The following is a 19,988-nucleotide window of genomic DNA, read 5'->3' on the forward strand; positions in this document are numbered from 1 at the left end:
GGGAGCGGGAGCGGCGCGGGGTCAGCGCTTGAGGATGCTGACGTCGTCGGGGCCGACGAGGTCGGGCACGGTCCAGCCGTCGAGGTCGTACTCGTCCATGGCGCTCTGCGCGAAATCCTTGAGGCGGTCGAGGAGGCCGCTGCCGCGCGCGCCGAACAGGTTGGTCTGGCGCGTCACGTCGTTGCTGCCGATGTAGTTGATCTCGTACAGCTCGTGGCGTGCGCCGAACTCCGTGCCGATGGAGTCCCAGAGCATCTTCATGACCTTGACGCGTTCCTCGGCGTCGATGCCGCCGGTGCCGCGCAGGTAGGTGTCGAGGTAGCCGCGGATCTCGGGGGTGGCGAAGTCCTTGGCATGGGAGTTGAGGTAGATCAGCCCGCTGGCGACGACCTGCTCGATGATGTTCTTGATCTTCGGCATGGCGAGCTGGTTCATCACGCGGTACGCGCCGGCGAACTGCGGGTCGGGCTGGATCATGCCGCCCTTCCACGGCACCGCGCTCTTCGCCATCGCGTCGGACAGTGCCCAGAAGGTGTTGCGCCAGGCGATGACCTCGCCGAGCTGGGACATGACGCCGTGGAACTGACCTGCCCCGGTGACGTCGAGCGCCCGGGCCAGCATGCCGACCAGGAAGTCCATCTTGACGGCGAACCGGGTGCAGCCGTGCAGCGAGGCGCGCTCCAGGTAGCCGGAGTGGATGTTGTACTTGTTGGCCTGCTCAAGGTCGTTGTAGATGAAGGCGTTCTCCCAGGGGACGAACACGTCGTCCAGGACCAGGATCGCGTCGTTCTCGTCCAGCCGGCTGGAGAGCGGGTAGTCGAAGGGGCTGCCCAGCGCCGCCGCCCGGTACTCGTTGGAGGTGCGGCAGAGCAGCTTCACGCCGGGGGCGTTGGTGGGCGTGATGAAGACGGGCGAGAAGGCCGGGTCCTGGACGGCGACCTGGCCGACGTGGCCGACGAAGGTGTGGTGGGTGAGGGCCGAGCCCGTAGCCACCACCTTGGCGCCCTTGACGTAGAACCCGGCGTCGGTCTCCCGGGTGACCCGGATGAAGACGTCCTTGCCGGCGTCGGCGCCGAGCCCGCGGTCGACCGGCGGGTTCATGATGGCGTGGTTGATGTACCAGGTCTTCTCCTGCGCCTTGCGGTACCAGGCGCGCGCGTTGTCCTCGAAGCCGCGGTAGAACTCGGCGTTGGCGCCCAGGGTGCCGAGGAAGCAGCCCTTGTAGTCGGGCGAGCGGCCCATCCAGCCCCAGGCGATCTTCTGCCACTCGGCGATGGCGTCGCGGGAGGCGACCTGCTCCTCCACGGTGCCGGGCGCCCGGTAGAAGCGGTGGGTGAAACCGCCCCACTCGGTGGGCGCGGTGAGGATGTCCTTGCGCGCGGGGTCGTGCAGGGCGTCGTACATGCGGGCGACCATGCGGGCGCTGTTGCGGAAGGCCGGGTGTTCGGCGATGTTCGCCACCCGCTCGCCGTAGATCCACACCTCGCGGCCGTCGTTCAGGCTTTCCAGGTATTCGGCCCCGGTAAAGGGAATGTGCTCGCGGCCCGCCGGGGTGTTCGCCGACTCGTTCATGTTTCCCGCCATCACTGACCGGCCCCTTCTTTTCGTTCACGGAACCGGGCCGAGCCGTCGGTTCGCGCAACCAATACGCGGGCGGCGATCCGGTGCCGGGCCATTTCCCGTACCGATCCGAAGCCGCCTGCGCCGTCGAATTGCCGAGGAGACTGGCACGGCCGTACGGAGAGCGGCAAGGGTTCCCGTGAAGGGTGCCGAGAGGCCGGTGCGGGCGTCCCGGGCGTGGGGCGCCGACCCGGGACTGCCCCGGTACACCTCTCTGAACAGCAGGTTCTTCATGCGTCAGGCAAGCCGGTGACGTACGGATCACCCAACCTCATGTGACGCGCGTCACTCGCTAATCAAGAATTTCCCCAGCCCTTTCGCTCGCATTCCCCTGGCCTTTCCATACGAGGCGCGAAGGGGGGCTGTGCGGTTCCTTGTATGGCCCGGGTCACGACGAGATGGCCCGGCGATGCTCCGCGATGGTGCGGGTCGCCTCGATCCACCGCCTCATCAGCGGGGTGACCTCCGAACCGCGCTGCCACAGGAGGGTGGCCTGCATGGGCGGCAGCCAGCTCGGCGGGTCTAGGAGGGCGACGGAGTCGCTGCGGCCGGCGATGCGTTCGGTCACCGGGGCCACGCCGAGGCCGGCGGCGACGAAGGCGAGCGCGGTCTGGGGCGTGGAGACTTCGAGGACCTCGAACGAAGGGTCCCCTGCCAGGGCCTTCTCGGCCGCGTCCGGCATTCCGGAGAAGGCGGGGATCCGGGCGGGCAGGATCCAGCGCCCCCAGCCCCTGCCGTCGGGATGCGACTCCCCCGAGCGGTACCTGGGGACCGCGAGCTTGATCGGGATGTCCAGGATCGGCCGCCAGTCGCAGCCGTCCGCGACGAACCCGGCGAACTTGTGCGGACCGAAGGGGATGCACCCCATGTCGAGCTCCCCGGCGAGGATCCGCTGGACGACGACGTCGGGCGTCACGTCGGCCAGGCTGACGCGCGCCCCGGGGGCCTGCTCCAGGAACTCCGCCAGCACGTCGGCGATGAGTTCGTTGACGACCATGGGTTCCACGCCGAGGTGGAGGTCGCCGACCGCGCCCTCGCCCATCATCCGCAGCGTCTCGACGACCCGGTTGCGGTCGGCGATCAGACGCTCGCCGGTGGCCAGGAGATGGAGCCCGGCCTGGGTCGGGTGGACGCCTTTCGCCGTTCGTTCCAGCAGGCGCACCCCCAGCTCGCGTTCCAGTTTGGCGATGGCGTGACTGACCGGCGGCTGCGTCATCCCGAGGTTCTTGGCGGCCTGTGAAACGGAACCCGCCCCGACGACGGCTCTGAAGTACTCCAGCTGACGAAAGTCCATGCCAGTGTGCATTTCACGCCCCTCGGGGATTGTCAACGGACCCGATCGCGTCCGCCGCCATACAGGAAACCATGGAACCCTCCATGGAAACGGGTATGGGATGTCCGAGTCACCTGTGCACGATTCTCGGGAAACGACCTCAATCCGGCGTGACCCGCACCACATTCGGTCCGGTGGATTTCCCGGCCCCGTTGCCGGAATCGAATGCCCGTGCAAGTCTTCCCGGTGATTCGGAGCGCCTTGGCGAGGGAGCGCGGAAAGTCGGCCGCTCGGAGGTTCACTGCGGTCCCGCGAGCGAGGCCACCGCTCCCGTGGCCAGGCGGACCGCGCGCCGGGTCACGGCGTCGAAGTCGTCGCCGGACTCCACCGCCGTGGTGGCCGCGTTGACGAAGCCCTGGAGCAGGCGTGCCGTGCGGTGCGGGGCGTCGTCACCGAGATCGGTCAGCGCGGCGATCAGGGGTTCCAGGATCTGTGCGTGCGCCTGTGCCGCGCCCTCTCTGAGCACGACCGCGTCCCGGTCTCCGGCCAGCGCCTGGGCGATGCGGTGCTCCCCGTCCCGTACCAGGATCAGTTGCGCCCGTACGTAGGCCGCCACGGCTTCCTCCGGGGTCCGGGTGTCCGTCATCTCGGCACGGATCCGGGAGGTCCAGCGGGGTGTGGCCTCGCGCACGACCTCGGCCAACAGCTCTCCGCGGTCGGCGAAGTACTTGTAGACGCTGTTGCGGGCCAGTCCGGTACGGGCGGCAACCGCGGCGAAGGTGACGGCCGAGGCGTCGCCCTCCTCCAGGATCTCGCGTGCGGCGGCGACCAGCGCGGCACGCTGCTGGGCCCGGTGGTCGGCGACGGAGGCTGCACGGATCTTGGGCACGTCGTCAGTGTAGGAGGCCGTCGCTCCGGGCGGACGCACCCCCGCTTGGGGACGCCGTGTCGCCATCTTCTATGTTGGGGACACAGTGTCCCCAACATTCTCCCTGGGAAGGCTTCCCCGTGTACTTGGCTCTGCTCGAACTGAAGGCGGCCCGTGGCCGCTTTCTCCTGATGGGTAGCGTCGTGGTCCTCGTTGCCGCGCTCGTCGGCATCGTCAGCGGTTTCACCACCGGACTCGGCGACGACACCATCTCCGCCCTGCGCAGACTCCCCGCCACCCACCTCGCCTTCGACCGCGGGGCCGACTCCGACCAGTTCGCCCGCAGCCTGGTGGGCGAGGCGGAACTGGACGGCTGGCGCGAGCGCGACGGCGTCGAGGCCACCCCGCTCGGCGTCTCCATCGCCCGTGGCACCACGGACCGGAAGGTGGAGGTGGACTTCGCCGCCTTCGGGGTCGACCCCGGTTCCTTCCTCGACCCCGGCGCCGCCTCCGGCACGGCCCTGTCCGCCGGCGAACCGTCCGGCGTCGTCGTCTCGCGGCAGCTGGTGAAGGACGGCGTACGCGTCGGCGACACCCTGACCGTCGACCGCACGGGTCTCGAACTCGAGGTGACCGGCACGACCGGGCGCTCCTCGTACGGGCACGTCCCCGTCGCCTACCTGCCCGTCGAGACCTGGCAGCGCATCCGCTTCGCCACCCCCGGCACCCGGGCCGCCGACGTCGAGCCGCCGCACCAGTACAGCGCGGTCGCCCTCAAGACCGGAGCCGGAGCGGATCTCCCCGGGGCCGACCGAGCCCTGAGCACCAGGACCGTGACCGTCGAGGACGCGTACGCCGCCGCTCCCGGCTACACCGGAGAACGCCTGACCATGACGTCGATCCAGGCGTTCCTCTACGCCATCGCGCCGCTCGTCGTGGGCGCCTTCTTCGCGGTGTGGACCGTGCAGCGCCGCCCCGAACTCGCCCTGCTGCGGGCGATGGGCGCCTCGCGGGCGCGGCTGCTGGGCCACACCCTTGCGCAGGCCGCGATCGTGGTGACGGCGGGTGCGGCGGTCGGAGCGGCGCTGGCCGCGGTGCTGGGCCTGGCGGTCGGCTCCGAGGTCCCCTTCAGCCTTCCCGCCGGCGCACTCGTCGCCACCATGGCGACGGTCGTCCTGGTCGGCCTCGCCGGCACCGCCGTCACGCTGCGCAAGGTGACCACCGTTGACCCGATGACCATGCTTGGAGCCGGCCGATGAGCCTCGACCTTCTCGACGTCACCGTCCGACTGGGCCGCGGCGAGTCCCGCGTCACCGCGCTGAGCGAGCTGACCGTGAGCTTCGCGCCCGCCGCCCTGACCGCGCTGGTCGGCCCCTCCGGGTCGGGCAAGTCCACCCTGCTGGCCGTCGCGGGCGCCCTGCTGCGACCGGACGCGGGCCAGGTGCTGCTCGCGGGCGAGGACATCGCGGGACTGTCCCCCGCCGGGCAGGCCCGGCTGCGCCGGGAGCGGATCGGCTACGTCTTCCAGAGCGGCAACCTCCTCAGCGGCCTCACCGCGCTCGAACAACTGCTGGCGGCGGCGTCCATCGCAGGCCGTTCCCCGCGAGCCGTACGCACCCGCGCCACCGAGCTGCTGTGCGAGGTCGGTCTGGGGCACCGGCTGCGGCACCGGGCCGACCAGATGTCCGGCGGGGAGCGGCAGCGCATCGCCATCGCACGCGCACTGCTGCTCGAACCTGACATCCTGCTCGTCGACGAGCCGACGGCCGCGGTCGACCGGGAACGCGCGGCCGACCTCGTGGACCTGCTCGCCGCGACGACCCGCCGCCACGGCTGCGTGACCGTGGTCGCCACGCACGACCCGGTCGTGGTGGACGCGGCGGACCACGTGGTCGACATGGCCCGGCTGCGCACCGGAGCGGACAGCACGCTCTGACCGCCGGGCAGCGCGCCTGCCTGCCTTCCACCCTGGCTCCGGCCCTGGTGGAACCGGAACCCGGAGCCACTTCAGGCCGGAACAGGCGTCGTCTCAACCACGAACGTGGGCCGGCCCGGTCGGTGGGCTGTGCCGCACCTGGACGGTCGTGTCCGGTCCCGTTCGTCAGCTCGTCGCCCGTGCGGCCTTCTCGATCTCCTCGAGTACGAGTGCGGGCCGGTCTTTGGGGATGTCGTGCGAGCTTCCCTTCGCGGTGACCGGTGTCCGGTCCGGGCCCTGCCGTACGAAGGTCGCGGCGGCGTCCCGCCAGCGCTCGGCGTCTTCGGGCGAGCCGTCGAAGGGGGTCTTCTCCGACACGATGACGGTTGCCGGGACGGTGCCGGGCCAGGTGGCCCGGTGATAGGCCTTGTGCATCGGGACGTAGCTCTCCGCGACGGAGATCAGCTGCCTGTTCCGGGGCTCGGTGGGATCCTTCTTGGCGGCGTCGAGGGCGGGCTGGTTCGCGGCGGCGAGCCGGGCCGTCTCCTCGTCCGTGTACAGCGGCGGCAGGCTTGCGTCGACGAGTACGGCACCGGTCACCAGTCCCGGGTTCTCCTTGGCGAAGTAGGTCGCGATCTCACCTGCCTGTGAGTGGGCCACCAGAAGCACGTTCTCGGTCACACCGAGTTTCTGAAGGCCCGTCCTCAGGTCGCTGACGGCGTCCTCCACTCGCCACGCTCCGGGGACCGGCTCGCTCCGGCCGAGACCGGCCCGGTCATAGGTGATGATCTTGGACCCGGTGGCCGCGTGGAGTTTGGGCACGATGTCCTTCCAGTAGGAAGAGTCCTCACCGCCGCCCGAGTCGAGCACGATGGTCGGACCGTCGCCTTCGGTGACATGGAAGGCGAGCCGGTGACCTCCGTTGTCAATCATGTGAAGCGTCTGTCCGGCCGTCCGTTCCGCCCCCGGGCGCAACGGGGCGGAGGAGGAGGGCGCCGGGTTCCGCCGGTTCGGCTCCTCGTCGTTGCTGCAGGCTGTGAGACCGGCGGCGGTGACCGCGAACAGGACGACGGCCGGAAGTACGCGGTGTGCGGACCGGCGGGGGAGTTGGACACGTGCCATGACTGGTTCCCGAGTGCAGATGCTGCGACGAAGTGCGGACGAGTGACCATGCTCGCCGGAACCCGTCCCCGCAGGGCAGCCGGACACCCCGCCACTCACCGGTGCTGCTGCACCCACTGCCACGATGGGGAAAACCCCACCACGACACCCGTCTCGGCCCGACACACGCAGCCTGCCTCACTGAGGCCGAGACGGTGGACTTCGTGGAGCAGATGCTTCCGCATTCCTGGACGGGCGCCGGAGTGTGGGCCTTCCCGGCGGCGGTGGCTCCCGGCCGCAACTCCTTTCCGCGGCGACGTCAACACCGTCCGACGGCACCTGAAGCCCTACCGCAGCTCACAATCCCGACCACGGCTCCCCCCCCCGCACCTGACCGTCCGCAGGGTCACCGACTGGATCATGCACCGGCCGCCGCCTTCGGCATGGACCCGCAGGCGACCCTCATCTACCTTGCTGATCACATCGACCTAGGACGCCTGCCCGACCAGCACCAGTAGAGGAACTTGCATGCGGCACCTCATCCCCCCTTCGCCGCAGACCCCCAACGCTGGGTCAACCAGGGCATCGTGTGTGACGGGTACCAGGACTTCCGCAAGATGAACCCGTGATGCTTCGGCGCCGCCCGGCAGGTGGGGGAGAGGGTCGTTCGACGGCACTGCCCGCTGCGCGGGGGTTCGACCAAGAGCACCCGTGATCGCCAGGAGCCTTGAGTGCTTGTCCATCCGCCCTTGAGAGATCTGTCCAGCCGTACCTTGCGGTTCGTGACCGGGCAACTGACGGCCAGGCGGCAGGAGATCGGGACGCGTGGCGACGTTTTTGCCTCGCCCGCGTTGCCCGGATCCGAGCACGACCTCACCGCCGCGCGACAACGGGGCGGTATCGGGACGAGACAGCGAGTCGGCCCGCCGGCGTCGGACCAGACCGATGCCCGTTCACGGACGTCACACGAACGTCACACGGACGGTGCCGGGACGTACTCGAACCAGTCGAAGGCGACCGTGCCCTCGGTGGCGTACATACCGATCACACGTCCGGTGAAGCCGCAGGCGACCTCGGTGGAAAGGTAGCGCCCGTCCAGCTCGGCGAGTGGCTCGGTGTGCGGGGCATCAGGGTCGCCGAACCCGAAGGCGATGGTGTCGGGCCCCGTGGTCCCGCCGTCGGTGAGTTCCGGAGACGCGGGAACGAGGCCTGTTGTCCGGATCGTCACGGTGAGGCGCAGCGGCCCGGCCGGGACCGGTCGGCGGGCCACGGTCTGGCGCAGCGGCCCGATCCGGGCGACGACACGGACTTCCCCGCCCCCGGCCTCCACTTCGTAGTGGTGAGCTTCGTCCAGGCGCACGCAGAGACCACCGCGTCCTGTGTCCGGGTCGATCAGAGCGGTGACGCGACAGTCGTGGTGCTGCTGGCGCCGCCCGACAAAGGTGTACCCGGGGCGGTCGAGGGTCGGACCGGTGGAGCTGAGGCGCAGCCACCCAGGCCGCTCGGTGAGTGACCAGGAGTCTTCCCGACGGGTGAACGGCGAGATCCAGTGCGGTGCGAGGGCGGGCCCGTCGAAGTCGTCACGGGTGGACGGGGCCGGAAGGGGGTGCCAGGCACCACCCGGGGCCGCATGGCTCACTGGAACGGGCGCGACGACGGGCCAGCCGTCCTGGTCCCACTCCACCGGGGTCAAGAACGTCTCCCGACCGAGTACGTGCACGTCGGGCGTGAAGCCGCGAGGGCGGACACCGAGCAGCACCATCCACCAACTCCCGTCGGGAGCCTCGACCAGGTCGGCGTGGCCGGTGTTCTGGATGGAGCGGGCGGTCCCGCTGTGGGACAGCAGGGGGTTGGCGGGCGCGCCTTCCCACGGGCCGCGCGGCGAGCGGCTGCGGGCCACGGACACGCTGTGACCGCGTTCCGTGCCGCCCTCCGCGATGAGCAGGTACCACCAGTCGCGGATGCGGTAGAGATGCGGCGCCTCGGGGTACTTGAGGCCGCTGCCCGACCATGTGGCGAAGGGCTTCTCCAGCACCTCGCCACTTATGGGGTCGATCCTGGCCATGTTGATGCCCCCTTCGGGGCCGGAGAAGGCACACCAGCAGGTGCCGTCCTCCTCCCATGCCAGGTCGGGATCGATTCCGGTCAGGTCGATCCACACGGGGTCGCTCCAGGGCCCTTCGGACCGGTCGGCAGAGACGACGAAGTTGCCTCCACCGTCGACGTTGGTGTTGATGACCCAGTAGCGGCCGCCGTGGTGACGGATGGTCGGGGCGTAGAGGCCTCCGGACGCCTTGGCGCCGGGGAGAGGCAGCGGCAGTTGCCCCGGCCGGTCGAGCACGTTGCCGATCTGCTCCCAGTGCACGAGGTCCTTGCTGTGGAAGAGCGGCAGCCCGGGGAAGTACTCGAAGCTGGAGCAGACCAGGTAGTAGTCGTCACCGACCCGGCACACGCTCGGATCGGGATGGAATCCGCTGATCACCGGATTGTCGTATATATGCACGGAAGCGTCTTCCCCTCGAGCAGCCGGGTGCCGAGAGTCTAACCAGCCCACCTGACCCGCTCACAGCAGATGCCGGGCGAGACCCGCAACGGGACGTACCGCACGGTGTTGCCGGGCGTCGGCTCGCAGTTGGTCGATGGCCCGGAACCGGGCCGCGCTGAAGGCGACGACGTCCTGGTGGGACGTGATGAGTCTCCGCTGCGCGTGAAGGCGGCGGCCCTGGGCGATACACCGTGCCCGCTGACCGACGGCGGCAAGCGCGCCGTCTGACTCGCCGTGACAGCCTCCCGCCGGTCCAACGGCGTCAGTGCCGGCACCGCCATCCGCCTCCGCGGGTGACTTCATCTTGGAACTCTCGAAACTTTCGAACGACATGCACGTGATTGCGTGATCCTCTTCCTGTGTAGCGTCTCCCTTCTTGTGTCGGTTCACATGAGAAGTGCCTTGACCAGGAAGACAGTGGCCGCCAAGACCCCTTCCTGTAAAGAAGAGGTTTCCGAAATCATGTCGAAACTGTTGACAGGGCCATGGCGTTTTACGAAAGCTGTGGCCACTGAACGACAGGAAGGCCTCTGTCCACTCGCGTCATGTGGCCGAGTGCGGCGGTCGGTTGTCACGGCGTGGCGACCGGGCGGTCTCCCTGTGGTTCGGGCAAGGCCGCGGACGGCAGAAGCCGCTCGCCCCCCACCAGCCTTCATCGGGAGAACGCATGCAGCAGGACGGCACACACCAGGACCGGATCAAGCAGAACCGCGCCCCCCTCAACGAAGTGAGCCGACGAGGCTTCCTCGGTGGCATCGGCACCCTCGCGCTCGCTACCGGGTCCGGGCTGCTGCTGCCCGGCACCGCCCACGCCGCCACCACCATCACCACCAACCAGACCGGCACCGACGGCATGTACTACTCGTTCTGGACCGACGGCGGTGGCTCCGTCTCCATGACGCTCAACGGTGGAGGCAGCTACAGCACCCAGTGGACCAACTGCGGCAACTTCGTGGCCGGCAAGGGCTGGAGTACCGGCGGACGCAGGACAGTCCGCTACAACGGCTACTTCAACCCGTCGGGCAACGGCTACGGCTGCCTCTACGGCTGGACCTCGAACCCGCTGGTGGAGTACTACATCGTCGACAACTGGGGCAGCTACCGGCCCACCGGCACGTACAAGGGCACCGTCTCCAGTGACGGCGGTACCTACGACATCTACCAGACGACCCGGTACAACGCCCCCTCTGTGGAAGGCACCAAGACCTTCCAGCAGTACTGGAGTGTCCGGCAGTCGAAGGTGACCAGCGGCTCCGGCACCATCACCACCGGCAACCACTTCGATGCCTGGGCGCGCGCCGGCATGAACATGGGCCAGTTCAAGTACTACATGATCATGGCCACCGAGGGCTACCAGAGCAGTGGAAGCTCGAACATCACGGTCAGCGGTTGACCCCTGTCCGGTGAACAACGGGTTGCAGGACCCGTCGATGCGGGACGCCCCTCGTGGCCGGGCGACGTGCCGCGTCGGTCCTGTGAAGCACCCCGGCGATCCTGATTCAGCAAGGCCCATGGTTGGCGCGGAGCGGTGGCGGTGTCTCCGCGCCAGCCATCGAAGGGCGTGGTCAGGAGAAGAGTTGTCAAAGCTCGGTCCACGGCCGGAGATTGCCGCCGGTGTACGCCGTCGGAGTCTCGGTCGCATGGAGGGCGACACCGTCGGCGGACAGGCGCTCCCGCGGGTCCGGTTGCGCGGTCTGAGAGGGCAGGGATCGTTCATGCGGGGAGGACGTCTCCGGGGAAGCCGTGGCACGGATGAACCTCGCAACGCATCATCCCTGCTCGCACACAGGGATCTCCGGCCATGACCTCCGCGGCTTCCTCAGCCGACACAGTCATGATCGCGACGCCGGCCACCGTGTCGGAGGCGACCGGACAAAGGATCGCGATCACCCCCAGTCACGGTCGTACTCATGATGTCCCCTCACTTCTCGATGCGCTCGGCCAACGAGACGATGATTCCCTCTGGCCCGCGGACGTAGGCCATCCGCCACACGCCTTCGTATGCGCCGATACCCCCGCCAGGCCGTAGCCGTCGACGGCGGCATGGTCAACCGCTGCTTGGAGTTCGTGCACCTCGAAGGCGACGTTGGGCAGGCCGAGCTCGTTCGGTCATGCCGATCACCGTGTCCAGAAACTCGCCTTCGACGGCCGTCTTCCGATCGGCCTCCAGGCCGAGCCCGACGAAGAACGCCGTCACGGCGTCGAGGTCGGCGAACGCAATTCCGGGAGATGGTGTGTTCCACCGCCCGTACCTTGGACGTGATCGGCGAGCCCTGGTCGCCACTGATCCTGCGCGACGTGCGGGCATGAAGGCGTCCAAACGCCGACGTGGCAGTGCCGGTAAGCGGGACAGATACCGGACCGGCCACCCCGGCGAGTCGGTCTGCGGTCGCACAGGTGTCCATGTAGGCGGGGTCCCATCGCCACGGACTTCGCCCGGGCTGCGTCAGGGAGGCTAGCGTTCCTGACTGTCACGGCTGATGATCAAGTTGCGATCTGCCAGCTGAGCAGGAGGAGCTGCAATGCACAGAAGCCGCATGTACGCCGTTTTGATCGACGCACCCGTCGCCGAGGCTGCCAAGGCAGCGGACTTCTGGTCGGCAGCTCTCGGTGCTACTGCCCGACCGTTTCCACCGGCACCCGAGTTCACCACACTCCATCAGGCCCTGCCGGGGCTGATCATGGCAGTCCAAGCCGTCGACGACGCACCTCGTATCCACCTGGACATCGAGACCGATGATGTCGAGGCGGAAACCACGCGCTTGATTGCTCTGGGCGCTGAGCAGGTGTCGCAGTGGCAGGAGTGCCGCGTGCTGCGAGTGCCTGGTGGTCATCTGATGTGCGTACTGCCTGTGGAGAGCGATCCGGACACGTTCCGAGCACAGGCCAACATCTGGCCATGACGACCGCCGACGGACTCCGGCTCCCCGGCTCCCCGGGGCAGCTGGGGTCGGCGCCTGTCCGCGCCCGGCGGCGGGCATCAGGGTGGTGCCGCCCCAGGTGATCAGGGTTCCGTCGGCCGCCGCGGTGTGGCCCACGGCTACTGCCTGGACGGGCTCAGGCGGCGGCGCGAGCGAGGGGTCGGCTTCGCAGGCGGCGAGCATCGCCGGGGAGGGCCGTGCGTGTGTTCATACGGCGCCGACGGCCGTGAGCATGACGGCAGTCAACTGCGTTGCGTTGTTGCCCAGTTCATCGAGGTGCTGGTGCGCCACCGCCGCGATGTCCGCGGCGTTGGCCACAGCTGGGCGCCTATAGCTGGCGGCCACCTGCGGGGAAACGTTGTGCTCCAGTACGCCTGCCTGCGCGCTCAGCAGTCACACAGGACCCGGCGTTGGGCGACGGAGGCCGCGATGACGGCGGCGAACTGCTCTGCGCGCCGGCTCACCGGAGCGCCCTGGTCGATGCCGGCTTATCTCAAACACGCCCTAGGTCTGGCGCAGGGGTGTGTCTGGGTCTCTGGTCCGATGGTGTTGGGTCGTTGCATGGCTAGTGTCGGTTCGTATGGGGATTGATGGCACGCTCGATGAGGCCTTGGAACGGTTGTATCGGACTGGGCCGGAGTTCGGCGGCCGGCTGTCCAATCACGGTCCCATGGCGGTGGAGTCCATGGTCAGACGCGGACACGCCGGACAGGTCCACCGCTGGTTGGACCATTACATGAGCCGGTTGGACGATCGGCCTCGAGGCACCCGACCCATCACCGCCGTCGGATGGCACTCGGCGCTTGGGGATCCTCGCCGACTTGGGGACTGGCTCGCGTTCTTCGACCGCGAGGTGACCGAACAGCCCTGGCGCGCGGTGCTGGAGGTGTGGTGGCCACGGCTTGTGCCCGGCATCGCGGCCGGCTCCACCCACGGGGTGATCCGTACCGGCCACGCCGTCCACGCCCTGCTGGCCCACGAGGATGGCCCGCGCCTGGCCGAGCTCGGCCAGGCTCTCGGCTACTGGGCGGCGCGCTGGCAGCGGGTGCCGTCCGCTGTCCCTTCCGGGACAGCTGGTCCGGCGTCCGCCCTTGCGGGCGTTCCGCGCATTGCGGACCAGAGCGCGGACATCAACCACCGGCTGGGCCAGCTCACCGACCTGAGCGGCTGGCCCGCCGCGCTGGCCGCGCTGAGACCCGCCGCGGACGCCGGGCAGGCCCGGGACCTGCTGGCCGGTCTGACGACGGCTGCCGCCGTGCGCTACCTCCCGAACGCGCACGGCTCACCCGTCATGCTGATTCACTCCGCGACCGCGCCCATGGCCGTCCTGCGCACCTTGCCCGCGCTCCCCAGCAGCCAGTGGGTGATGAGTCTGCACGCGGCCTGGGCGGCCGGCGCGGCCGTGACGGCGGCTTACGCCCCCGCCGCACCCCTACCTCGGCAAGCCCTGCCCACCGCTCACCGGTCGGCGGAAGAGACCTTCGCCCTTGCCGTCCGCCACCAGGATGAACACGTCATCAAGCTCGCCGACACCTGCCTTGATGTTCACCGGCGCACAGGCTCCCCCGACGCCCTCGCAGCTGTGACGCGCGCGATCGAGCTGATCGACGAGCCCTGACAGGTGCCCTCCCGGCGGCTGCTGCCGGGCGACCTTGGCGGTATCGATCTCGGTGAGTATGCCGAGCCACATCAGGCGTTCCAGCTGGGCGCGCTGGACCGGTGGGCCGGTGCGGAATACCGAGCGTCCTTCAGCGCTGGTGGTCGGGACCGCTGGCAGGGTGGGTGGTGGGGTCAGGGACAGGGGAGCGGTCGTCCGTATCGATACGGGGCCATTGGGCTGTGGGGCGTCCGCCCTGCGCCTCCCGCAGCGGCGGCCAGTCGGGAGCCCCTCCCAGGGTCCGTGTGGCCTGCCCGAGGCGTGGCCAGCCTGCCGGTGAGTCCTCCCAGTCCTCCTGGCGCCCGAATGCCGTGAGGTCCATGAGCGCGTAGCTGTAGTCCACCGCTTCGGCCCCGCGACGGTTGGTCCAGTACGTCTCGAAGACCCGGTCGCCGTCGCGCAGGTAGCACACCAGGTGGAACAGGCCGGGTTCCCGGCCGACGAGCAGCGCGTCGAGCGAGGGCTGGGCGGAGTACCACGGCATTGTCCAGCCCATGAAGGTGCGGTAGCGCAGGCTCTCCTCGTACGACGTCCGAGCGTCCCCGAAGCCGTAGGCCACATTCCGCCCCTGGCACAGCACGGCGAACGTGATGTCGCGGGAGTGCAGATAGGCGAGCTCGCCCACGTGGCTCATGACCCAGGTGCAGCCCTCGCACTGCTCGGCGGCCGACCGACCGGGCCACCACATGAAGTAGTAGGCGATCATCTGCCGTCGCCCCTCGAACGCGTCCAGGAGCGTCATGGGGCCGTCCGGTCCCAGCAACGGGCTGTCCGCAGCCACCTCGACCATCGGGAGCCTGCGGCGTGCTGCGGCGATCGCGTCGCCTTCACGGGTGTGGGCCTTCTCCCGCGCCCGCAGCGCCTCCAACTGCTGCTGGAAGGTGGCGCGGTCGACGACCGGCGGTTGCGCCTTGCTCAGGTTCTCGGACATCAGCGGCTCCTGGGATTGCCGGTTCGGCTACGGGTCACTCCTCGGCAATGTCATCGAAGGCCGGGATCGCCGTCATGGCCAATCGGACCCGGTCCTATCGTCTCCGAACATGCTGGCGACCGCCGGGTCCGTTGACGATTCGCCGAGTCGACACAGCGGTGTGGCTCGTCCGGCATGGAACGCCGACGCAGGGCGCGTCAGCAGATGGACGAGGTTCCGCCGTCGCGGGCGTCGAGCAGATCGTCCCAGTGCTCGGTGGCCCATTGGCACGCGGCGTCCAGCGGCTCCAGCAGGCTGCGACCCAGCGGTGTGAGCGCGTACTCCACCCGCAGTTTCGGGTCGGCGTGCACCGTGCGTGACACGAACCCGTTCCGCTCCAAGCCGCGGAGCGACTGGGTGAGCGCCTTCGGGGTGACACGGCCCAGCGGCACGCGGAGCTCGGAGTATCTGCGCGGGCCGTCTTCCAGGCAGAGGAGGACCATGGAGGCCCATTTGTCACCGAAGCGGAAAGGCAACAGCGGGGACGGGCAGAGCTCGTCGAACATGTCGGGTGGCAGCGGTGGCCGTGGCGTCATCGAGGGTGTCCTGTCTCCGGTCTTGGTATCCAGATGGTGACCGACCTTCTGGGTATCTTCCGGAGCGTCGGCTCAACGGGAGAAATTCCGGCGACGAGCAGGATCGTGGATTTCGGGGCGGGCGGCCGTCCGCCCCACCCATCCGCGCCCGGCCTCCTCTGACCGGAAGCCGGCCGGCGTGCCGATGTGCACCTCGGCAGAGTATCGGGCATCCAATGAATGCCATCATTTCAACCTGTAACGGTAAGGCAGGACTTTATGCGTGCAGCCCGCTTTCATGAATATGGCGGAGCGGAAAGCCTGGTGATCGAGCGGGTCGACGACCCCCATCCCGGACTCGGTGAGATCCGGGTCCGCGCCGCGGCGGCCAGCGTCAACCCCATCGACTGGAAGCTGCGTGCCGGCTCCCTGCGCCGGCTGATTCCTCTGGAGCTGCCCGCCATTCCCGGACGCGACGCCGCCGGCGTGGTCGACGAAGTCGGTGACGGAGTTGAGGGAGTAAGTATCGGCGACCGTGTTTTCGGGATGGGCGGTGTCAGCGGCTCAACCGCGGAACTGGTCATCCTCTCGGCCTGGGCCCACGTCCCCGGCACGTGGAACGATGAGCAGGCTGCGGGTGCCGGCCTCGCAGCCGTGACGGCGATGCGTGGCCTGAACGCGCTCGGCCCCCTCGCGGGGCGCACCCTTCTCGTCGAGGGCGCTGCCGGGGGCGTGGGCAGCGCGGCAGTCGAGATCGCTGTGGCCCGAGGCGCAGCCGTGATCGGGACAGCCAGTGAACGCAACCACGAGTTCCTCACCTCTCTCGGCGCCGTTCCCACCACCTACGGCCCCGGCCTCGCGCGCCGCCTGTCCGCTCTCGCTCCGAACGGCGTCGACATCGCGCTGGACACTGCGGCCTCCGGATCCCTGGCCGACCTCGTCGCCATCACGGGTGACCCGTCGCACGTTGCGACGGTCGCCGACCATGCGGGCGGGCAGCGCCTGGGCACACACGTGGTCAACGCGGAGAACGACCCCACTCTCCTGTCAGCCGCTGCGGAACTGGGCCGACAGGGCCGTTACACACCTCGTGTCGAACAGATCTACCCTCTGGAGCAGATCGTCGACGCCCACCTGCACGCCGAGCGCGGACGCACGCGCGGAAAGATCGTGATCTCCATCTGAAGCGGGACCCGACGCAGTGCGCCGGCCCGCCAGACGAGTCCGACTCCTGCGCGCCGGCCGTACTGTGGTCGCCGGTGAGCCACTTCGCGTGGCCGGAGGCGAGGAAGGTGATCATCTCGGTGGGCGACGACGAAGCCGGGCAGGACGCAGACCACGCGAACCCCGTGCTCGTTCCGGGTACCAGCGCCCGGTCCAGGCGCGCGGCGCTCGCCGCGCCCGCGTTGTTCACGAGCACGTCCACGCCGCCCACCTGCTCGACGACGCGGTGGGCCGTCGTGAAGCCTGCCCGCAGTTCGGCGAATGGCCGGGCGGCCAACGCCTTCTTTTCTTGAGCGTGCGATCCAGATAGGTTACGGTGAGGTCATGGCAAGGACCCGGGAGTTCGACACGGAGGCGGCGGTGAGCCGCGCGATGGAGCTGTTCTGGACGCGCGGCTACGAGGCCACCTCGGTGCGCGACCTGACCGGGCACCTGGGGATCGGGCAGGGGTCCCTGTATGCCGCGTTCGGCGACAAGGACGGCCTGTACCGGGCGGCGCTGGAGCACTACCGCACCACCCTCGCGGCGGCCGCCCTGCGCAGTCTGGAGGAGGGAGCGGACGCCCGCTCGGCGATCCGCGCGATGCTGGTCGAGCGGGTCCGGATCGCCGTGCAGGACGACGGTCGGGGTTGCCTGGTGGTCAATGCCGCCTGCGAACGCCTGCCGGAGGACGCGGCGATCCGGCGCACCGTGCGCGACATGCAGGACGCCAGCCGGGACGCGCTCGCCGAAGTGCTGCGGGTCGCGGCGGAGCGGGGCGAGATCGCCAAGCGGCACGACCCGTACGCCCTCGCCGCTTTCCTCGTCACCTTCCTCAACGGACTGCTGGTCTCCGCGAAGATCACGCCGGACGTCCGCGCCCTCGAACCCCTTGTGGAGGTCGCGCTGGCCGCCCTCGGCTGATTTTTTCATGCCCGGAATCTGTATCAGACGATCCAGAAAGGCGCCGGTGCCCGCTCGGACGCAGGGGCCGGCGACGCCGCCCCGCTTCAATCGACGACTTCGGAGGACCCATGTCTCGCGCATCCGTCCCGGATACGCCCGCTCTCGGCGGAAGCCGCTGGAACACCTTCCCCGCGGCCGGCACCACCCTGACCGCCCGCGAGTTCTTCACCGCCATCGACCCGTTGCTCCAGGGCATCATCGATGACAACGCCCTCACCACTGCCGACAGCGAGGTGCTGGAGGGCCAGATCCGCGCGACCCTCGCCCTCGGTACCCGGGAGACCTCCCTCCCGCTGTCCATCGGCCCGGACAGCGCCTCGGCAGCACGCGAACTGGGCGCGCGGGCCGAGACGATCGGCCAGGAGCTTGCCTCCTGGGCGACCGAGGCGCTGGAGAGGCTGCTCACCCGTCCGGTACCGCTGCCTGCCGGCCCGCTGATCGTCCGCAGCCACTGCTACGGCCACCTGCTCACCCCTCCCGCAGCCGATCTGCTCCGCGGACGTCGAGGTGGACCGGTCACGATGCAGCTCTACAACGAGTGGCTCCACCAGATCGTCCTGCTGCGCGACGCCCTGCTGCCCTTCACCAACTGGCAGGATGTTCCGCTCCTGATCACCCCGACCGGCCTGCGGCACACCGAACCGGCCCGCGACGCGTTCCTCACCGAACTCCTGGTGCGGCAGATCCGGCACACCAGCGTCGTGGCCTTCGCCCGCAACGTCGTCACCGGCACCTCCGGCCCGGCCGGCTACGGCTTCGAGGCGGCCGGCGGCACCGCCCTGCCCGCCGTCCTCGACCAGCCACCCCTGACCGCACCCCGGCACCTGCTGACCTGGCGCCCCGACCCGGCCGTCGGCGAAGCCGCCACGTATGTCGCCGAGGTACAGGACTACTACGCCGCGCCCCGCACCCTCGTCGAGGACCTACCGGCCGCCACCACCACATCCGGCCCGCTCTCCGCCCGTCCCGTCACCGCGCCGGTCGTCGACGGGACCCGCACCGCCCGCATCGAGGTCACCCACGACGGCACCACCACCCACGTCGACCTCGGCCAGGCCCTACGCGGCCACCGCTTCACCCAGCGTGAGGACCCCGCCGCAGGCGACGCATCCGGCACCGCCGACGCCTGGTCCGCGCTGCGCGCGCCGGGACTGGTGTGGGCACAGGGCGGCGACGTCACCCTGGACGCCACCGGTCAGGACGACCTCGTCGTACTGGCCCTGCTCGGCCGGCTCTACCCGGAGAACCTCACCCTGCGCCCCGCCGGCCGTTCCGCTGCCCGGACAACCGCGGACGGCACCGGACCGAGCCGCCTGGTGACCCTCGTCGACCCCGCGCAAGCCCGCTGACACCCGCACAGCGACGTACACCACGAAGGTTGAAGAAGATGATGTTCGACCATGAAGGAACGCCCGTCCGCACGGGCCGAGCCGCCGTGAACGGAACGAGTCTGCACTACCGCACAGCCGGGTCCGGCCCTGCCCTGGTGCTCCTGCACGGCGTACCCAAGACCGGCTACCACTGGCGCCACCTCGTTCCCGAGCTGACGCCCCACTACACCGTCGTCGTGCCGGACCTGCGCGGTCTCGGCGACTCCGCCCGTCCGTCGGACGGCTACGACTCCGCGACCATGAGCGACGACATCGCCGAGCTGATGAACCACCTCGGACACCGGACATACGCCGTGGCGGGTGAGGACTGGGGAGCGGTGATCGGCTACCAGCTCGCCGCCCGCCACCGCGATCACGTCACCGCTCTCGTGTTCGCCGAGGCACTGTTCCCCGGATTCGGCTTCGAGGACCACACGGCCCTCACCCCAGACAACGTCTCCAGCGGCATGCACCTGTGGCATCTGGGCTTCTACTTCCAGCCCGACATACCCGAGATGCTGATCACCGGGCACGAGCGCGAGCTGATCACCTACATGATCAAGTACGAGCGCAGCCGGCCCGACACCGCCACCCCCGACGCGGTCGACGAATACGTGCGCTGCTACTCCATGCCCGGCGGCATCCGGGCGATGCTCTCCATCTACCGGGCCATGCTCATCGACGCCGAGCAGAACCGGCAGACCGCACAGAAGAAGCTGGACATCCCGGTTCTGGCGCTGGGCGGATCCGCGTTCATCGGCGACCGCACCGAGTCCCAGATGCGACTCGTGGCTCACGACGTCACGGGGCATGTCTTCGACGCCGGTCACGACCTCGCAGAGGAAGTGCCCGACGAGATGACCGACGTCCTTCTGCCGTTCCTGGCCACACACCAGTAACCGCCCCGGCCGCCGACGCCCACGTGTCCGGCGTGAGCAAGGCGTGCATCGCGTGCGGCCCGTAGAACATCCGCAGCCGCCCAGCACCGTCCGGACCCGCGGCAACTACTCGTCGCCGGACCGCTGGTTCGGCCCCAGCGCATGGGCATGCAACTGGAGCCCATC

Annotated in this window: 19 protein-coding genes; 11 read left to right on the forward strand and 8 right to left on the reverse strand. The window is 69.3% G+C overall.

The annotated features are described in order from the left end of the window. Window positions 1–21 precede the first annotated feature (21 nt). The 3 genes from ACH4D3_RS13085 to ACH4D3_RS13095 all read right to left on the reverse strand — a co-directional run bounded on the left by ACH4D3_RS13085 (window position 22) and on the right by ACH4D3_RS13095 (window position 3,782). A complete protein-coding gene (locus tag ACH4D3_RS13085; RefSeq protein WP_398320623.1) occupies window positions 22–1,584 on the reverse strand; it encodes a 4-hydroxyphenylacetate 3-hydroxylase N-terminal domain-containing protein in 1,563 nt (520 codons plus the stop codon). Between the two features lie 424 nt (window positions 1,585–2,008). Beyond that, window positions 2,009–2,914: a LysR family transcriptional regulator gene (locus ACH4D3_RS13090; RefSeq protein ID WP_398320626.1), complete on the reverse strand. Its 906-nt coding sequence runs from the start codon at window positions 2,912–2,914 to the stop codon at window positions 2,009–2,011. A gap of 277 nt (window positions 2,915–3,191) precedes the next feature. Further along, on the reverse strand, window positions 3,192–3,782 hold the full coding sequence (locus tag ACH4D3_RS13095) for a TetR/AcrR family transcriptional regulator (RefSeq protein ID WP_398320629.1): 591 nt from the start codon (window positions 3,780–3,782) through the stop codon (window positions 3,192–3,194). Window positions 3,783–3,901: 119 nt separating this feature from the next. Between ACH4D3_RS13095 and ACH4D3_RS13100 the strand changes: the two genes are divergently transcribed. Further along, window positions 3,902–5,020: an ABC transporter permease gene (locus ACH4D3_RS13100; protein WP_398320632.1), complete on the forward strand. Its 1,119-nt coding sequence runs from the start codon at window positions 3,902–3,904 to the stop codon at window positions 5,018–5,020. Then, a complete protein-coding gene (locus ACH4D3_RS13105) occupies window positions 5,017–5,697 on the forward strand; it encodes an ABC transporter ATP-binding protein (RefSeq protein WP_398320635.1) in 681 nt (226 codons plus the stop codon). The genes ACH4D3_RS13100 and ACH4D3_RS13105 overlap by 4 nt, the downstream gene beginning before the upstream one ends. A 165-nt stretch (window positions 5,698–5,862) precedes the next feature. Here ACH4D3_RS13105 and ACH4D3_RS13110 read toward each other — a convergent pair whose 3' ends face one another. Together ACH4D3_RS13110 and ACH4D3_RS13115 are read right to left on the reverse strand one after the other, a co-directional pair. Continuing rightward, window positions 5,863–6,609 carry an alpha/beta fold hydrolase gene (locus ACH4D3_RS13110; RefSeq protein ID WP_398320638.1) on the reverse strand — a complete coding sequence of 249 codons (747 nt, stop codon included), beginning with the start codon at window positions 6,607–6,609 and terminating at the stop codon, window positions 5,863–5,865. Window positions 6,610–7,750: 1,141 nt separating this feature from the next. Next, the gene (locus ACH4D3_RS13115; RefSeq protein WP_398320641.1) at window positions 7,751–9,280 is read right to left on the reverse strand and encodes a glycoside hydrolase family 43 protein; all 1,530 of its coding nucleotides are present in this window, start codon (window positions 9,278–9,280) and stop codon (window positions 7,751–7,753) included. Between the two features lie 69 nt (window positions 9,281–9,349). Here ACH4D3_RS13115 and ACH4D3_RS13120 point away from each other — a divergent pair, with 69 nt between their 5' ends. The 3 genes from ACH4D3_RS13120 to ACH4D3_RS13130 all read left to right on the forward strand — a co-directional run bounded on the left by ACH4D3_RS13120 (window position 9,350) and on the right by ACH4D3_RS13130 (window position 12,225). Next, window positions 9,350–9,550, forward strand: a complete 201-nt coding sequence (locus ACH4D3_RS13120; protein WP_398320644.1) for a hypothetical protein — start codon at window positions 9,350–9,352, stop codon at window positions 9,548–9,550. A gap of 439 nt (window positions 9,551–9,989) precedes the next feature. Next, the gene (locus ACH4D3_RS13125) at window positions 9,990–10,715 is read left to right on the forward strand and encodes a glycoside hydrolase family 11 protein (protein ID WP_398320647.1); all 726 of its coding nucleotides are present in this window, start codon (window positions 9,990–9,992) and stop codon (window positions 10,713–10,715) included. Between the two features lie 1,129 nt (window positions 10,716–11,844). Continuing rightward, window positions 11,845–12,225 (forward strand): VOC family protein, encoded by a 381-nt coding sequence (locus tag ACH4D3_RS13130; protein WP_398320650.1) that lies wholly within the window; start codon window positions 11,845–11,847, stop codon window positions 12,223–12,225. A 225-nt stretch (window positions 12,226–12,450) separates the two neighbouring features. Here ACH4D3_RS13130 and ACH4D3_RS13135 read toward each other — a convergent pair whose 3' ends face one another. Further along, window positions 12,451–12,588 carry a hypothetical protein gene (locus ACH4D3_RS13135; protein WP_398320653.1) on the reverse strand — a complete coding sequence of 46 codons (138 nt, stop codon included), beginning with the start codon at window positions 12,586–12,588 and terminating at the stop codon, window positions 12,451–12,453. A 391-nt stretch (window positions 12,589–12,979) separates the two neighbouring features. Here ACH4D3_RS13135 and ACH4D3_RS13140 point away from each other — a divergent pair, with 391 nt between their 5' ends. Beyond that, complete coding sequence (locus ACH4D3_RS13140) at window positions 12,980–13,861, forward strand: hypothetical protein (protein ID WP_398320656.1); 882 nt, start codon at window positions 12,980–12,982, stop codon at window positions 13,859–13,861. A gap of 130 nt (window positions 13,862–13,991) precedes the next feature. Here ACH4D3_RS13140 and ACH4D3_RS13145 read toward each other — a convergent pair whose 3' ends face one another. Together ACH4D3_RS13145 and ACH4D3_RS13150 are read right to left on the reverse strand one after the other, a co-directional pair. Next, a complete protein-coding gene (locus ACH4D3_RS13145) occupies window positions 13,992–14,831 on the reverse strand; it encodes a DUF899 family protein (RefSeq protein ID WP_398320659.1) in 840 nt (279 codons plus the stop codon). A gap of 197 nt (window positions 14,832–15,028) precedes the next feature. Further along, on the reverse strand, window positions 15,029–15,406 hold the full coding sequence (locus ACH4D3_RS13150; protein WP_398320662.1) for a winged helix-turn-helix transcriptional regulator: 378 nt from the start codon (window positions 15,404–15,406) through the stop codon (window positions 15,029–15,031). 258 nt (window positions 15,407–15,664) lie between these two features. Between ACH4D3_RS13150 and ACH4D3_RS13155 the strand changes: the two genes are divergently transcribed. The 5 genes from ACH4D3_RS13155 to ACH4D3_RS13175 all read left to right on the forward strand — a co-directional run bounded on the left by ACH4D3_RS13155 (window position 15,665) and on the right by ACH4D3_RS13175 (window position 19,823). After that, the gene (locus tag ACH4D3_RS13155) at window positions 15,665–16,570 is read left to right on the forward strand and encodes an NADP-dependent oxidoreductase (RefSeq protein WP_398320665.1); all 906 of its coding nucleotides are present in this window, start codon (window positions 15,665–15,667) and stop codon (window positions 16,568–16,570) included. 74 nt (window positions 16,571–16,644) lie between these two features. After that, window positions 16,645–16,902 (forward strand): hypothetical protein, encoded by a 258-nt coding sequence (locus ACH4D3_RS13160; RefSeq protein ID WP_398320668.1) that lies wholly within the window; start codon window positions 16,645–16,647, stop codon window positions 16,900–16,902. A gap of 31 nt (window positions 16,903–16,933) precedes the next feature. Further along, complete coding sequence (locus ACH4D3_RS13165; RefSeq protein ID WP_398320671.1) at window positions 16,934–17,512, forward strand: TetR/AcrR family transcriptional regulator; 579 nt, start codon at window positions 16,934–16,936, stop codon at window positions 17,510–17,512. Between the two features lie 110 nt (window positions 17,513–17,622). Then, window positions 17,623–18,903 (forward strand): hypothetical protein, encoded by a 1,281-nt coding sequence (locus ACH4D3_RS13170; RefSeq protein WP_398320674.1) that lies wholly within the window; start codon window positions 17,623–17,625, stop codon window positions 18,901–18,903. A 38-nt stretch (window positions 18,904–18,941) separates the two neighbouring features. Next, window positions 18,942–19,823 (forward strand): alpha/beta fold hydrolase, encoded by an 882-nt coding sequence (locus tag ACH4D3_RS13175; protein ID WP_398320677.1) that lies wholly within the window; start codon window positions 18,942–18,944, stop codon window positions 19,821–19,823. Window positions 19,824–19,988 lie beyond the last annotated feature (165 nt).

The sequence above is a fragment of the Streptomyces sp. NPDC018026 genome, from assembly GCF_044327745.1.
Classification (GTDB): Bacteria; Actinomycetota; Actinomycetes; order Streptomycetales; family Streptomycetaceae; genus Streptomyces; species Streptomyces rubrogriseus.

Bases quoted from the DNA above. Each gene is read 5' to 3' on its own strand.
- ACH4D3_RS13145 (WP_398320659.1), bottom strand. From the start codon at position 14,831: ATGTCCGAGAACCTGAGCAAGGCGCAACCGCCGGTCGTCGACCGCGCC.
- ACH4D3_RS13105 (WP_398320635.1), top strand. From the start codon at position 5,017: ATGAGCCTCGACCTTCTCGACGTCACCGTCCGACTGGGCCGCGGCGAG.
- ACH4D3_RS13150 (WP_398320662.1), bottom strand. From the start codon at position 15,406: ATGACGCCACGGCCACCGCTGCCACCCGACATGTTCGACGAGCTCTGC.
- ACH4D3_RS13155 (WP_398320665.1), top strand. From the start codon at position 15,665: ATGCGTGCAGCCCGCTTTCATGAATATGGCGGAGCGGAAAGCCTGGTG.
- ACH4D3_RS13175 (WP_398320677.1), top strand. From the start codon at position 18,942: ATGATGTTCGACCATGAAGGAACGCCCGTCCGCACGGGCCGAGCCGCC.
- ACH4D3_RS13090 (WP_398320626.1), bottom strand. From the start codon at position 2,914: ATGGACTTTCGTCAGCTGGAGTACTTCAGAGCCGTCGTCGGGGCGGGT.
- ACH4D3_RS13120 (WP_398320644.1), top strand. From the start codon at position 9,350: ATGCCGGGCGAGACCCGCAACGGGACGTACCGCACGGTGTTGCCGGGC.
- ACH4D3_RS13140 (WP_398320656.1), top strand. From the start codon at position 12,980: ATGAGCCGGTTGGACGATCGGCCTCGAGGCACCCGACCCATCACCGCC.
- ACH4D3_RS13085 (WP_398320623.1), bottom strand. From the start codon at position 1,584: ATGGCGGGAAACATGAACGAGTCGGCGAACACCCCGGCGGGCCGCGAG.
- ACH4D3_RS13110 (WP_398320638.1), bottom strand. From the start codon at position 6,609: ATGATTGACAACGGAGGTCACCGGCTCGCCTTCCATGTCACCGAAGGC.
- ACH4D3_RS13170 (WP_398320674.1), top strand. From the start codon at position 17,623: ATGTCTCGCGCATCCGTCCCGGATACGCCCGCTCTCGGCGGAAGCCGC.
- ACH4D3_RS13165 (WP_398320671.1), top strand. From the start codon at position 16,934: ATGGCAAGGACCCGGGAGTTCGACACGGAGGCGGCGGTGAGCCGCGCG.
- ACH4D3_RS13130 (WP_398320650.1), top strand. From the start codon at position 11,845: ATGCACAGAAGCCGCATGTACGCCGTTTTGATCGACGCACCCGTCGCC.
- ACH4D3_RS13125 (WP_398320647.1), top strand. From the start codon at position 9,990: ATGCAGCAGGACGGCACACACCAGGACCGGATCAAGCAGAACCGCGCC.